Source organism: Pseudomonas sp. GW821-FHT05D12 (assembly GCF_059419825.1).
In genome coordinates, this window is sequence record NZ_JBWKSN010000002.1 from 367602 (window position 1) to 381320 (window position 13719).

Annotated in this window: 11 protein-coding genes; 4 read left to right on the forward strand and 7 right to left on the reverse strand. The window is 61.4% G+C overall.

Annotated features, from left to right (window positions below; genetic code table 11):
* The first annotated feature begins 22 nt into the window (after positions 1-22).
* Together AC07SI_RS04745 and AC07SI_RS04750 are read left to right on the forward strand one after the other, a co-directional pair.
* Complete coding sequence (locus AC07SI_RS04745) at positions 23-403, forward strand: RidA family protein (protein ID WP_065905223.1); 381 nt, start codon at positions 23-25, stop codon at positions 401-403.
* 70 nt (positions 404-473) lie between these two features.
* Positions 474-2462 (forward strand): peptidase U32 family protein, encoded by a 1989-nt coding sequence (locus AC07SI_RS04750; RefSeq protein ID WP_495005252.1) that lies wholly within the window; start codon positions 474-476, stop codon positions 2460-2462.
* A gap of 70 nt (positions 2463-2532) precedes the next feature.
* Here AC07SI_RS04750 and AC07SI_RS04755 read toward each other — a convergent pair whose 3' ends face one another.
* Positions 2533-4773, reverse strand: coding sequence for a hypothetical protein (locus AC07SI_RS04755; RefSeq protein ID WP_495005253.1), 2241 nt, complete (start codon positions 4771-4773; stop codon positions 2533-2535).
* 245 nt (positions 4774-5018) lie between these two features.
* Positions 5019-5927, reverse strand: a complete 909-nt coding sequence (locus tag AC07SI_RS04760; RefSeq protein WP_495005254.1) for a DMT family transporter — start codon at positions 5925-5927, stop codon at positions 5019-5021.
* A gap of 109 nt (positions 5928-6036) precedes the next feature.
* Here AC07SI_RS04760 and AC07SI_RS04765 point away from each other — a divergent pair, with 109 nt between their 5' ends.
* Together AC07SI_RS04765 and AC07SI_RS04770 are read left to right on the forward strand one after the other, a co-directional pair.
* The gene (locus AC07SI_RS04765) at positions 6037-6477 is read left to right on the forward strand and encodes an Lrp/AsnC family transcriptional regulator (RefSeq protein ID WP_495005255.1); all 441 of its coding nucleotides are present in this window, start codon (positions 6037-6039) and stop codon (positions 6475-6477) included.
* A gap of 100 nt (positions 6478-6577) precedes the next feature.
* On the forward strand, positions 6578-7426 hold the full coding sequence (locus AC07SI_RS04770) for an NmrA family NAD(P)-binding protein (protein WP_495005256.1): 849 nt from the start codon (positions 6578-6580) through the stop codon (positions 7424-7426).
* Positions 7427-7704: 278 nt separating this feature from the next.
* Here the strand turns inward: AC07SI_RS04770 and xylB are convergent, their stop codons facing one another.
* From xylB to AC07SI_RS04795, 5 genes are read right to left on the reverse strand one after another with little or no spacing between them, the layout of a single operon-like run.
* The gene (gene xylB, locus AC07SI_RS04775; RefSeq protein WP_495005257.1) at positions 7705-9162 is read right to left on the reverse strand and encodes a xylulokinase; all 1458 of its coding nucleotides are present in this window, start codon (positions 9160-9162) and stop codon (positions 7705-7707) included.
* 15 nt (positions 9163-9177) lie between these two features.
* Positions 9178-10170: a LacI family DNA-binding transcriptional regulator gene (locus AC07SI_RS04780; protein WP_065905206.1), complete on the reverse strand. Its 993-nt coding sequence runs from the start codon at positions 10168-10170 to the stop codon at positions 9178-9180.
* Positions 10171-10191: 21 nt separating this feature from the next.
* Positions 10192-11124, reverse strand: a complete 933-nt coding sequence (locus AC07SI_RS04785) for an ABC transporter substrate-binding protein (protein ID WP_495005258.1) — start codon at positions 11122-11124, stop codon at positions 10192-10194.
* Positions 11125-11158: 34 nt separating this feature from the next.
* Positions 11159-12136 carry an ABC transporter permease subunit gene (locus AC07SI_RS04790; RefSeq protein WP_495005259.1) on the reverse strand — a complete coding sequence of 326 codons (978 nt, stop codon included), beginning with the start codon at positions 12134-12136 and terminating at the stop codon, positions 11159-11161.
* Entirely contained in the window at positions 12129-13661 is a 1533-nt protein-coding gene (locus tag AC07SI_RS04795) for a sugar ABC transporter ATP-binding protein (RefSeq protein WP_495005260.1), read from the reverse strand. Before AC07SI_RS04795 ends, AC07SI_RS04790 begins: the two co-directional genes overlap by 8 nt.
* Positions 13662-13719: the final 58 nt, after the last annotated feature.

Consider the following 13719-nt stretch of genomic DNA (forward strand, 5'->3'; position numbering starts at 1 on the left):
TGACTGCCAACCAGAGGCGCCCATGGCCAACCACGACCTGTCCTACACTCCCGATCCGGATGCCGATTCGATTTCCTCCGACGTCATCGGCTTCAACGGCATCCTGGTCTCCACCCAGATCCCGACCCGCGCCGACGGCAGCCTGGAACTGGGCGATATCACCGCGCAAAGCGAATGCACCCTGCAAGCCTTGAAAGTCGCCCTGGAAAAGGCCGGCAGCTCGATGGACCGGGTGATGCACCTGACCATTTATCTGACCGACATGGCCGACCGCGCCGCCTTCAATGAAGTCTACAAACGCTTCTTCGCCAAGCCCTGGCCCGTGCGCGCGGCTGTTGGCGTCGCCGCCCTGGCGGTCGACGGCATGCGTGTGGAAGTCACCGCGATGGCCGCTCAAGCCTGAAGTGATGCCGGTCAGGCATTTCACGGCTACAATGCGCGCCTCAACCGTGACAAGCCTGACTAAAAAAACTATGTCCTTGCCCAAGCATCACCTGGAATTGCTCAGCCCTGCCCGCGATGTCGCCATCGCGCGCGAGGCTATCCTGCATGGCGCCGACGCCATCTACATTGGTGGCCCGAGCTTCGGCGCCCGCCATAACGCCTGCAACGAGGTGAGCGATATCGCTCAACTGGTGGAATTCGCCCGCCGTTACCACGCGCGCGTGTTCACCACCATCAACACCATCTTGCATGACAACGAACTGGAACCTGCGCGCAAGCTGATCCATCAGCTCTACGACGCCGGTGTCGACGCGTTGATCGTGCAGGACCTGGGCGTGATGGAGCTGGATATCCCGCCTATCGAGCTGCACGCCAGTACCCAGACCGACATCCGTACCCTGGGCCGCGCCAAGTTTCTCGACCAGGCCGGTTTCTCGCAGCTGGTATTGGCCCGTGAGCTGAACCTGCAGGAAATCCGCGCCATCGCCGACGAAACCGATGCCGCCATCGAGTTCTTCATCCACGGCGCCCTGTGCGTGGCATTCTCCGGGCAGTGCAATATCTCCCACGCGCAGAATGGTCGCAGCGCCAACCGTGGCGATTGCTCCCAGGCCTGCCGCCTGCCGTACACCTTGAAGGACGACCAGGGCCGCGTCGTGGCCTTTGAAAAGCACCTGCTGTCGATGAAAGACAACAACCAGAGCGCCAACCTGCGCGCCCTGGTCGAGGCCGGCGTGCGCTCGTTCAAGATCGAAGGCCGCTACAAGGACATGGGCTATGTGAAGAACATCACCGCCTACTACCGCCAGCGCCTCGACGAGATTCTTGAAGACCGTCCGGACCTCGCCCGCGCCTCCAGCGGCCGTACCGCACACTTCTTCCTGCCCGATCCGGAAAAAACCTTCCACCGGGGCAGCACCGATTACTTTGTCAGCGACCGCAAGATCGACATCGGCGCCTTCGACACCCCAACCTTCACCGGCCTGCCGGTGGGTGTGGTGGAAAAAGCCGGCAAGCGCGACCTGCAGGTGGTGACCCATGAGCCGCTGTCCAACGGCGACGGCCTCAATGTGCTGGTCAAGCGTGAAGTGGTGGGTTTTCGCGCGAACATCGCCGAGCCCAAGGGCGAATTCGAGGAAGACGGCGAGAAACGCTATCGCTACCGCGTCGAGCCGAACGAAATGCCGGCCGGCCTGCATCAGTTGCGCCCCAACCACCCGCTGAACCGCAACCTGGACCACAACTGGCAGCAGGCCTTGCTCAAGACCTCGGCTGAACGCCGGATCGGCCTGTCATGGGTGGCGCGCCTGCGTGAAGAGCAGTTGCACGTCACCGCGACCAGCGAAGAAGGCATCAGCGCCAGCGTCACCCTGCCCGGCCCGTTCGGTGTGGCGAACAAGCCGGAACAGGCGCTGGACACCCTGCGCGATCTGCTCGGCCAACTCGGGACCACCGAATACCACGCGACCAACATCGCGCTGGATGCACCGCAGGCGTTCTTCATCCCCAACTCGCAGCTCAAGGCATTGCGCCGCGAAGTGATCGAGGCCCTGACCGCTGCTCGCGTCGCGGCACACCCGCGCGGCGGGCGCAAGGCCGAAACCACGCCGCCGCCGGTGTACCCGGAAGCGCACCTGTCGTTCTTGGCCAACGTCTACAACCAGAAGGCCCGCGACTTCTATCATCGCCACGGCGTGAAGCTGATCGATGCCGCCTTCGAAGCCCATGAAGAAACCGGCGAAGTGCCGGTGATGATCACCAAGCACTGCCTGCGTTTCTCGTTCAACCTGTGCCCTAAACAGGCCAAAGGCGTGACGGGCGTGAAAACCAAGGTTGCGCCGATGCAACTGATCCATGGCGATGAAGTGCTGACCCTGAAGTTCGACTGCAAACCCTGCGAGATGCACGTGGTGGGCAAGATCAAGGGGCATATCCTCGGCCTGCCGCAACCGGGCAGTGTGGTGGGTCATATCAGTCCGGATGATCTGCTCAAAACGATCGTGCGGGGGCCGCACTAAATCAACGGCTCTTGCAAGGTGGGTGCGCTATCGGCCCTGCAAGAGCCGGCAATAACTTGCCGGCTCCCGACTAACGGATAATTTCGAAACCCGATTTCTCAAACTGTTCGACTACGCGGTTTTGATATTTGACATTGAGCACATAATCTCTGCCCTCCCCCGGGTTGCCTAAGTGATGCTTGGTTTTAAAGGCAGCATGTTCCGGGTTAAGCGTTCTGGAATTCCATTTCAATCTAAGTACCCCATCGGCTCTCTTGACCCCGGAAAAACCGACAAAGTCTTTCGCCTTCCCCCCGGCCAAATGAACCATGGCAGCATGCCCGGTGAGTTCTGTTTCAACGCCGTTGACGTTTACTTTCACAAGATCGCCTATCGGCTCGACACGTTCGTGCCCGGCGAGCATGTACTTCATACCCTTCGGTAAGGCTTTTTCCACTTCTGACCCTGGATGCCCCAATAGGGTCGATGGCCCTACATATATTTCGCCGGTTTTAACGTTCATGATCCCCACAAATTGGCGGGTCGTTTCCATCTGCTCCAGCGTATTAAGCGAAGCCATATCCAGTGCACTGCCATTACGGCCCATGACTTGCCCGCCACCCGTAACGCCCCGCCTTAGCCATATTCCGCTTTCGTCTGGCTTGGCGACAATGCTGCTACTTACCAGCTTCGACGGATCTTTCGGATCGGGTACGCGTAGCAAGTAATGCACGCCATCTCCAGCATCGGGCTTGTCAGCAACAAAATAGCGGCCCCCTTTAAACTCTATTTCCCGTAAGGCGGGGCCAACCTTGGACAATGCAGTGGAATTAAGCTTGAACTGCTCGGCACCCTTGGCCAGGTTCTGGGGAACATTCTGTGCCCACTTCAATCCTTGAACGCCACCTTCCCATTTCACCCCGGCTATACCAGGCTTGAGGGTGTAGCCGCCGAACTTTGCAGACAGTTTCGCGAACTCTGGGAGGACGGGCTTGATCAGCCGAATACCACTTTTGACCAGGTTCCCCGCCACCTTCGCAACAGGCAGCATAAACGCAAGAATATCTACCCATACCCTAGCTATTCCTTCTAACGGGCGTCCTGCAATGATTGACTCGACCCCCTGCCAAAAAGGGACGAAGCCCTTCAGGATGTCTCGGCGACTGTCTCTCGAGGCTGAAAATTCCTGATAGTTTTTCCGGTCTTCTCTCTCTTCCGGCGACACCCGCGCATCATCGTTTTGCGCCAGATTCAACAGGTCAATGTCTTTCGAATAAAATAACTGGGTGGACACCGTGTTCGCGATATCACTAAATCGCTTGGAAGACAGCGTGTTGGGCACAGGGTTGTCTGTGGCGCTGACGGGTGAGGCCGGAAATTTTTCTAATAAATTTAGCGTATAAAGACTTGAGGAAAATGGCTGATTGTTGGGTTGTTCTGGATGTGCGTTATCAACTTTCGGACCATAATGCCGCCCTTGTATTTTCGGCTTTTCCCAAACCGTGAACTCGTTCGATTCAGTACCGTCCGACATTTTATGTTTGCCGATCACGCTATTACCCGTAAAAACTCCCTTTAAGTCGGAACGTTGACGTGCGATACCGAGCCCGGGATTGACTTCATAGAACGTTGTCTCGCCGTTATGCAACGCTTTGATCAAAACAACCTCGCGTGACGGATCATCTCCCGCTCCAGGCGGTTTCAGGGCATACAGCTCAACTTGGCCGTGTTCTATCGCGATGCGGTCGTTAGCGGGCAGTACGGATATCAGTTGTTTTATCACGGTACCGTATGCGTTTTTTTTGTTGGCCAGATCATTCTTGAAATCATCACCAAACTGTTTGTCGTCATAAAAAGCAACTTTGTATTTTTTGTTGTTTGGATCATTGTGTCCTTTGATAGGTGAAACCATTTGCCAACTGGTAAAATAATCTTTACGCATAGGGAGGGGGTTGGACAAACTTGTCACTGCTCCTGCAAGAGTCGCTTGGTGCTGATCAAGGCTTGATAAAGCGGTGTGTATTTCATTCTGTGTATAGTTGGTCTTTTCCGCAAGAATACCGTTGGCCGCAGCCCATTCCAACGCGGGCCCGACTCTTGTGGCTGCGATAAGAAGTGCTTGCTCCGGGCTGACGACCTGGCCGCTCAGTTTGCCTGGATACGCGATCAGTTCCTCCCGGGTCATCCGTTTAGACGAGCCAGGCTCTATGGCTTCAGCAAGATTTACTCCGTGCTGGTAGTTTACCCAGATCACTGAACTTTTCGGTTGCCCTGCCGACGTATCGAGTGAACCCGCAACAGTTGCGGCACTGCTCGACGCTTGAGTCGACATTGCTGATTCCTGCGCCGCCCCGGCAGAACGCACACTAGAGGGAGGTAAAGACGGCTGCTGTTGAGTCATCGGGGTTGAGTAGCGGAGGGGTGGTGCACTGAAAATATTGCCTTGCATCTTCCGATCGCCCTAGGTAGCAGAATTTTTGCTGACATCTGAATGAATCACGATCTCAGCCTGTCATCCTGTGTGGTATTGCGTAAGAATTTGTTCCACGGAAATACCACCGCTACTCGAAGGACGTTTTAAGCGATGCGTCCTGTGCCCTTCCCTCCATGCGGAAAGCGCCACCACCAGCCCCGCTGCAACCCTGCCGCTGCCAGCAGAATCGCCGCCACACCCAGCCATTGCAGCCAGCCGAGGCGATGCCCGAAGGCGATCCAGTCCACCAGGATCGCCGCAATCGGGTAGATGAACGACAACGCACCGGTGATGGCCGTGGGTAATTTCTGGATCGCGCCGTACAGCAGCACATACATCAACCCGGTATGTACCATCCCGAGCGTGATCAAGGCCGACCAGGCGTTGGTCGATGCCGGCAGGTTGTTCCAGGGCACCAGCGGGGCCAGGAGTACCGCGCCGGTGGTGACCTGAATCAACGCCATCAAATGCGGCGGTACTTCTTTCAAGCGCTTGATAATCAGTGCGGCAATCGCATACAAAAAGGCCGCGCCCAAGGCCAGGGCGATCCCGGCGAGATAGTCGCCACCACCCGACGTTTGCTCGCCATGAGCCGTGACAATCGCCAGCATCCCCAGGAACGCCACGCTCAACCAGGCCAACTTCTGCACGGTGATCTTTTCACCCAGAAACAGCGCTGCCAACAGCACCAACATGAACGGCTGCACGTTGTACACCGCCGTGCTGATGGCGATCGACGCGTGGGAATAGGACTCGAACAACAGCAACCAGTTACCGACGATGGCCACGCCGCTGAGCATCGCCAGGCCGAGTTTCGTCCAGCTGAGCAGGTCGCGCCGCAGGTAGCCCAGCAGCGCGCACACCAACAACAGGGCCAGCCCGCCGATCACGCAGCGCCAGAACACCACTTCGATCACCGACACGCCCGACACCAGTACAAACCAGCCGATGGTGCCGGAGATCAGCATGGCGGCGACCATTTCCCACGAACCGCGACGGATAGATGTGTCCACGATGGAGGCTCCTCAAATGAGGCTCAATTATGGCAATCTGCTTGGCAGCCGCTCCAGCGACTAAAAAAGGCAAAACCTCGTATTCACCTTTACTAATTAGGCGCACCCCATGATCGACACCATCGACCAGCAACTGATCGCCGCCTTGATGGACGACTCGCGGCTGTCCCTCAAGGCTTTGGCCGGCATCACCGGGTTGTCCTCGCCGAGTGTCGGCGAACGCCTGCGCCGCCTCGAGGACCGCGGCGTGCTCACCCACTACACCGTCGACATCGACCCCAGACACTTCGGCTACCTGCTGCAAGCCATCGTGCGCATCCGCCCGTTGCCGGGCAAATTGCAGGAGGTGGAACGCCAGATCCAGGCGATCCCCGAGTTCACCGAGTGCGACAAGGTCACCGGCGATGACTGCTTTATCGCACGCTTGCACGTGCGCACCATGGACCACCTCGACACCCTCCTCGACCGGCTGAACGCGTATGCCGAAACCAACACCGCGATCGTCAAGAAAACCCCGGTCAAGCGACGGCTGCCGCCGCTTGCGGATTAGTGACCAGGCGTCATCAACGCAGTGACCTGATCGCTATTCTGTCAACATTGGCCGATCTTTATGCTGGGCTCCACTCATTGGAACCACAGGTATAAAGCTCATGTACGTCATTACCGGAATCACAGGCAAAGTCGGCGGCGCCCTGGCGCATCACCTCATCGAAGCGGGCCAACCGGTCCGCGCAGTCATGCGTGACGCGGGCAAGGCGGCCTATTGGGCGGACCTGGGCTGCGAGATAGCGTTGGCGCGAATGGAAGATGCCCAGGCCCTGACCGAGGCCTTCCGGGGCGCGACGGGGGTGTTCATCCTACCGCCGTCGGATTTCGACCCGCTGCCGGACTTCCCCGCTGCGCGCGCGGTGATTGCCGCCGTCAGCCAGGCACTCCAGGCAGCGGCGCCGAAGAAAGTGCTATGCCTGTCCACCATCGGCGCCCAGGCCCGCGAACTCAACCTGCTGACCCAGCGCACCCTGATGGAACAGGCGTTGAGCGCCCTCGATCTGCCGGTGACCTTCCTGCGCCCGGCCTGGTTCATGGAGAACGCGCTTTACGATGTGATCGCCGCCCGGGAAACCGGCGTCATCCATAGCTTCCTGCAACCCCTGGACAAGGCCGTGCCGATGATCGCCACCGCCGACATCGGCGCCCTGGCGGCGCAGTTACTGCAGCAGGACTGGGCTGGCCGCCGCGTGGTCGAACTGGAAGGCCAATGGGTCAGCCCCAACGACATCGCCCGCAGCCTGACGCAAATCCTCGGCCGTGACGTACGCGCCGAAGTGGTCGAGCGTGACACCTGGGAAGCGTTGCTGCGTGCCCAAGGCGCACAAAACCCAACACCGCGCATGCGCATGGTCGATGGGTTCAACGAAGGCTGGATCTGCTTCGAGCACGATCAGGTGCTCAAGGGCAGCACCTCACTGGACAGTGTGCTGCGCAAGTTGGCTGGCTGAATAGGTTTGTTGTGGTTACAACACTTTATGTGGCCAGCAGGTTTGTTGGGGTGAGCAAACGCTATGTGGCAACCAGGCCTTTTGTGGTGAGCAGGCTTGCCCTGCGTTGGGCTGCGCAGCAGCCCCATAGGGTTATCCAGACACCTCGGGGCGCTTGGACCAGGGGCCGCTTCGCGCCCCAACGCAGGGCAAGCCTGCTCACTACAAGAAACCTGCAAGCGACAAAGCCTGCTAACCACATAAAACCTGCTCCCCCCATCAATCCCGCCACCCCCCCCTCAGTCATGCAACCCCCTCGCCGCCGCAAGCAAGCCCTTAAACTTGGCATAGCGAGCCTGCAGCACCGGTTGCTGCGTCGGGTCGGGTTGATACCGGGCCTTGACCGGCAGGCCCACCGCCAGCTGGGCGCCCTGCCCGATGGCCATGAACCCCAGCTTCGCCGCACCAATGCAGGCGCTCAGCTCGCTGCCGTGCAGGGTGTAGATTTCTCGCTGGAGGATATTTGCCAGCAACTGCGCCCAATACACGCTGCGGGCGCCGCCGCCCACCAGGGCGCAGGCCGTCACGTCGGCGCCGGTCGACTGCACCGCGCGCAACGCGTCGAGCAGGCCGAAACCGACGCCTTCCATCACCGCATACCCAAGCATCGCCGGGGTGCAGTCATGGCCAAGGTTCATGAAACCACCGCGCAACAACGGATCGTTATGCGGGGTACGCTCGCCGGCGAGGTACGGCAGAAACAACGGCGTATCCAGCGCCACCGGTTGGCCGATCGGCAACTGCGCCTGCACCTGGTCCAACAGTGTCTGTTCATCGGCCAGGCCCACCAGCCGCGTGACCCAGCGCAAACAACTGGCACCGGCGAGCATGGCGCCCATGGTGTACCAGCGGTTCGGCAACGCGTGACAGAAGCTGTGCACCGCACTCGCCGGGTTGCCGGCGGCGTGGTCGGTGATCGCGACAATGGCCGCGCTGGTGCCGAGGGTGATGAAGCCATCCCCCGCATTGATCGCGCCGATACCGACGGCCGCCACCGGATTGTCACCGCCACCGCCGGCAATCACCACGTCGGGCGCCAGGCCCAAGCCGGCGGCGACCAGACGACCACTCGGCGCGCCGCCTTCGATCAACCGCGGCATCTGCGCGGGCGTCAGGCCCGTGGCGCGCAGCATCGGCTCGAACCACTCACGCTTGGCCACCTCCAGCCACAGGGTGCCGGCGGCGTCCGACATCTCGCTGACGCGCTCGCCAGTCAGGCGCAGGCGCAGGTAGTCCTTGGGCGACAGCACACAATCAATCGCCTGGAACACCTCGGGTTCGTGCCGTTGCAGCCACAGCAATTTGGGTGCGGTGAGCCCGGCCATGGGCAAGCTGCCGGTGGCGTCGGCAAACGCCACACCGAGGTGTTCGGCCTCGGCCACGGCGCGCGAGTCATCCCACAGGATCGCCGGGTACAACACGCGGTCGTCATCCCCCAGCAACACGGCGCCATGCATCTGCCCCGACAGGCCGATACACGCCACGCGGGCATACGCTGGGTGGCGGCGCAATTGCTCCAGCACTTGCAGGCACGCCTGCCACCAGTCTTCAGGGGCTTGTTCGGACCAGCCACTGTGGCGCCGCGACACGCTCAAACGCACCCCGGCATGGGCCAGCACGGCGCCGCTTGCATCCATCAGGATGGCTTTGAGTTCCGAGGTGCCGAGGTCGATGCCGAGGGAAACAGGGGTGTTCATACGCGGGTATTCCAGTCAGAGACAGCCACATGAATTACGCAGTTGCAGGCTCGGCGCCAGGCGCACTGTTTCCGGCGGTGCCTGGGGCGAGGCCATGCGTTGCAGCAGCCGGTGCACCGCGCGCGCCCCCAGCTCCTGGACCGGCTGGGCGATCAGTGTCAGGCGCGGCACAAAAAAATCCGCCCAGTCAAAATCATCGAAGCCCACCAGGGCCATCTGCCCCGGCACCTCGACCTGCGCGTCACGCAGCGCGTGCATGGCGCCGAGGGTCATCAGGTTATTGCCGGCCATGATTGCGGTAGGTGGCACCGGCAAGGCCAGTAGTTGAGCGGTGGCCACGCGGGCCGGTTCACTGTTGGAGCCGCCGTTGACCAGCAGCTGCGGATCGAAATCCACACCCGCCGCCTGCAACGCCGCACGGTAGCCGGCGACGCGTTCATCGGTGGTCCCCAGGCCCGCCCGCCCGGCGATAAAGCCGATGCGCCGGTGCCCATGTTCGATCAAATGCGTGATCAGCGCCTGGGTGGACAACGTGTTCTCGACCCCGACCTGGTCAAACTGTGGGCTCATCATGCGGTCCACCAGCACGGTCGGCACCTCATTGGCCTGCAGGTAGTGGAGCGCCAACGAGCCGGTCGACGGGGCCAGCAAAATCCCGTCGACGCGCCGGTGATGCAGCGCCGTGACCACCCGCAGCTCCTGCTCCGGGTCATCATGGGTGTCGACGAACAGCATCATGTAGCCGTGCCGGGCGCACTCGGTTTCAATCGCGTGCACGGTCTCGCTGAAGTAATGGTTGGACAGCGCCGAAATCGCCACGCCAATCGTGCTGGTACTCGAACGGGCCAGCGAGCGCGCCAGGGTGTTGGGGATATACCCCAGCTCCTGGATCGCGCGCTGCACCGCCTGCACCGTCGCCGGGCTGACCTTGCGCGTGCCGTTCAATACGTGGGACACGGTCGACGACGACACCCCGGCCCTGCTTGCCACGTCATCCATGGTGACCACGACGCTGTTCCTCTCAATGAATCAATGTTTGCTCGACCAGCCGCTGTACGTGCCGACGTTGTCGCGGGTGATCAGTTTTGGCGTGAGCAGGGTAACCGCTTCGGCCGGGGCTTTGTCGTTGAGCAGGTCATTGCCGACACTCACCGCCGTCTGCGCCATGGCCCAGGGGTCCTGGCTGGCGGAGGCCTGGATCTGCGAGTCGGTCTTCAGCGCGTTCTCGATATCCGGCGCGCCGTCCACCGAGGTAATGACGATACCGCTGCGCTTGAGCTGCTTGGCCGCCAGGTCGCTGCCGATGGCTTGCGGGTCGTTGATCGCGAACAGGCCGTCGATTTTCGGGAAGCGCGTCAGGTAACCCTGCATCGCGTTCAGCCCGCCTTCGCGTGAACCTTTGCCGTCCTGGTCGTCGGACAGCACCTTGATGTCCGGGGCCTTGGCCAGCGCGGCCTTGCAGCCTTTGACGCGGTCGGTCACGGCGGTCACTTGCGGGCCGTTCTGGATAATGACGTTGCCCTTGCCGGCGAGCTTGTCCACCAGGTATTGGCAGGCCAGCTTGCCGGCTTCGACGTTGTCGGTCTGCACCGTGGCGTTGACGCCCTTGGCGTCCACATCCACCGCCACCACGACGATGCCGGCATCCCGCGCTTTCTTGATCGCCGAAGCCATGGCCGACGGGTCGACGGCATTGATCAGGATCAGGTCGACCTTGGACGAGATGAAGTTGTCGATCTGCGAGAACTGCTTGCTCAAGTCATAGTCGGCCGACACCGAAGTGACCTTCACATTCGGGTTCAGCTCCTTGGCCCGCGCGCTGGCGCCATCGGCCAGGGTCACGAAATACGGGTTGCCCAGCGAGCCCATGCTGATGCCCAGGGCCTTGAGTTCGCGGGCTTCGACGGCTTGGGACATCAGCGCAGCCAAGGCCATGACGGGAAAGATGCGTTTAAGGTTCATGCGGGTCTCTCTTGTGATTGTTATGGGGGTGAACTCAGGTCCGTGCACTGGACTGGCGATAGCGATCCAGCGCGACCGCGCCGATGATCACGATGCCCTTGATGATGTATTGCCAGATATCCGACACCCCCAGCAGCACCAGGCCGTTGGTGAGGACCGCAATGATCAGCGCGCCGATCAAGGTGCCGCCGATAGTGCCGACGCCACCGGTAAAGCTGGTGCCACCGAGGATCACCGCGGCAATCGCATCCAGCTCATAGGATTGTCCGAGTTGCAGGCCGTTGGCGGCGAACAGGCGCGAAGCACTCATCACCGCGCCTAGCCCGGCCAGCGCGCCGGACATGGCGTAGACGAACAGCAGCACCTTCCACACCTTGATCCCGGAAAGCCGTGCGGCTTCGGGGTTGCCGCCGACCGAATAGATCTGCACGCCCATCACCGTGCGGCGCAGGATGAACCACGACAGCGCCACCACCGCCACCGCAATGACCACCAGCCAGGGCACGCCGAGGATCGAGTCATTGCCGATAAACGCGAACGGCAGATCGGGGTTGAACACGGTCTTGTCATCGGCCAACAGCCGCGCCAGGCCACGCATTGCGGTGAGCGCGCCGAGGGTGACGATAAACGGCGGCAGGCGCATGAAGGCAATCAAGCCACCGTTGACCAGGCCCAGCAACAGGCCAAAACCGATGCCGGCGGCGATCCCGAACATGCCGAACTGCGGCGACATCGACGCCTGCAGCGCCACCACGGCCGAGGCCGCGAGGATCGCGCCTACCGAGAGGTCGATACCTGCGGTCAGAATCACAAACGTCATGCCCGCCGCCAACACCACGTTGACCGACGCCTGCTGGGTGATGATCGACAGGTTCTGCACGGTCAGGAAGTTCTCGCTGGCCAGGGCAAAGCCCACCAGCAGCAGGATCAGCACCGGCAGCATGCCCACCGTGCGCATCAGTTCGCGGGCGCGCTCGGCCTTGCCGGGTGTTGCAATCATCGAATCAGCCATGGGCAACCACCTGATCGCCACCGGTGGCGAGGTCAATAATACGTTCCTGGGAAATGACGTGGCCGGAGGCCCCGCCGACTTCGGCCACCAACTGGCCTTCACGCATGATCAGCACGCGGTCGCAGGTACCGATGATTTCCGGCAGCTCGCTGGAAATCACCACGATGCCCACGCCCGCCTGCGCGAGTTGGTTGATGATGCGGTAGATCTCGGACTTGGAGCCGATGTCCACGCCCCGGGTGGGCTCATCGAGAATCAGCACGTGCGGCTTGACCTCCAGCAGCCGCGCCAGCAAGACCTTCTGCTGGTTGCCGCCGGACAGCGCGCCGACATTGACCTTGCCCGATGCCACGCGAATCGACAGTGACTGGATCGCAGCCTTCGCGCGTTGCGCGGCGTGGCCACGGTCCAGCACGCCCCCGGCATGCGCGTCCGGCACGCAGGCGCAGACGTTGATGTTGTCGGCCACGCTCATGTCCAGGAACAGCCCCTGGGCCTTGCGGTCTTCGGTGAGGTAGACCACGCCGGCGCGAATCGCGTCCGCCGGGTTGCGCAACTGGGTGATGGTCTTGCCGACCACTTCGAGGGTGCCGGAGGTGCGCGGGTCGGCGGCGAAGATCAGCCGCGCCAGCTCGGTGCGCCCTGCCCCGACCAGCCCGGCGATGCCCAGCACTTCGCCGGCGTGCAGGTCGAAACTGCAATGGCGCACACGCTTGCCATCGGCCATGTCGCGTACGCGCATCACCACGTTGCCGGGGTTGTACGCCGCGTGCTCCTTCTTGTAGAAACCGGAGAGGTCGCGGCCGACCATCATCTTCACCAGAACCTCGGCCGACAGCGCGTCGCGGGTCAGTTCGCCGATGTACTGGCCATCCCGCAGTACCGAGACGCGGTCCGACAGCTCGTAGATTTCAGCCATGCGGTGGCTGATATAGATGATCGCCAGGCCCTGGCTGCGCAGTTGCTTGATCAGCGCGAACAACCGGTCGGTCTCGCGGGATGACAGTGGCGTGGTGGGTTCGTCCATCACCAGGATCCTGGCGTGGGCGTGCAGCGCGCGGGCGATTTCCACCAACTGGCGCTCGGCAATCGACAGGCTGCTGACCGCGGTGGCCGGGGTGAACTCCGCGCCCAGGCGTTGCAACACTTCGCTGCAACCGGCCTGCATGCCCTTGCGGTCGATGGTCCAGCCACGCCGCAATTCGCGGCCCAGGTAGATGTTCTCGGCCACGCTCAGGTTCGGGCACAGGCTCAGTTCCTGATAGATCACGGCGATGCCGAGGGCTTTGGCGGAGGCGGGCGTGAAGGAGGCTACGGGCTGGCCGGCGATGCGGATTTCGCCGCCGGGGTCGGCCAGGTAAGCGCCGGAAAGGATTTTCATCAACGTCGATTTGCCGGCGCCGTTCTCCCCCATCAAGGCGTGGATTTCGCCGGGGTAGACTTTCAGGCCGACATTCTTGAGCACGCGCAGACCGTTGAAGGTCTTGCTGATGCCCTGCATCTCAAGCAAGGGTTCAAGGCTCATGAATGAGCTCCTGCGTTTATTATTTTTGTAGTCGAGTGCTGCCGACTCTATGTCAGAT

Excerpts from the sequence above, each read along its gene's own strand:
- AC07SI_RS04795 (WP_495005260.1), bottom strand. The coding sequence starts at position 13,661 with ATGAGCCTTGAACCCTTGCTTGAGATGCAGGGCATCAGCAAGACCTTC.
- AC07SI_RS04750 (WP_495005252.1), top strand. The coding sequence starts at position 474 with ATGTCCTTGCCCAAGCATCACCTGGAATTGCTCAGCCCTGCCCGCGAT.
- AC07SI_RS04770 (WP_495005256.1), top strand. The coding sequence starts at position 6,578 with ATGTACGTCATTACCGGAATCACAGGCAAAGTCGGCGGCGCCCTGGCG.
- AC07SI_RS04785 (WP_495005258.1), bottom strand. The coding sequence starts at position 11,124 with ATGAACCTTAAACGCATCTTTCCCGTCATGGCCTTGGCTGCGCTGATG.
- AC07SI_RS04745 (WP_065905223.1), top strand. The coding sequence starts at position 23 with ATGGCCAACCACGACCTGTCCTACACTCCCGATCCGGATGCCGATTCG.
- AC07SI_RS04755 (WP_495005253.1), bottom strand. The coding sequence starts at position 4,773 with ATGTCGACTCAAGCGTCGAGCAGTGCCGCAACTGTTGCGGGTTCACTC.
- AC07SI_RS04790 (WP_495005259.1), bottom strand. The coding sequence starts at position 12,136 with ATGGCTGATTCGATGATTGCAACACCCGGCAAGGCCGAGCGCGCCCGC.
- xylB (WP_495005257.1), bottom strand. The coding sequence starts at position 9,162 with ATGAACACCCCTGTTTCCCTCGGCATCGACCTCGGCACCTCGGAACTC.
- AC07SI_RS04765 (WP_495005255.1), top strand. The coding sequence starts at position 6,037 with ATGATCGACACCATCGACCAGCAACTGATCGCCGCCTTGATGGACGAC.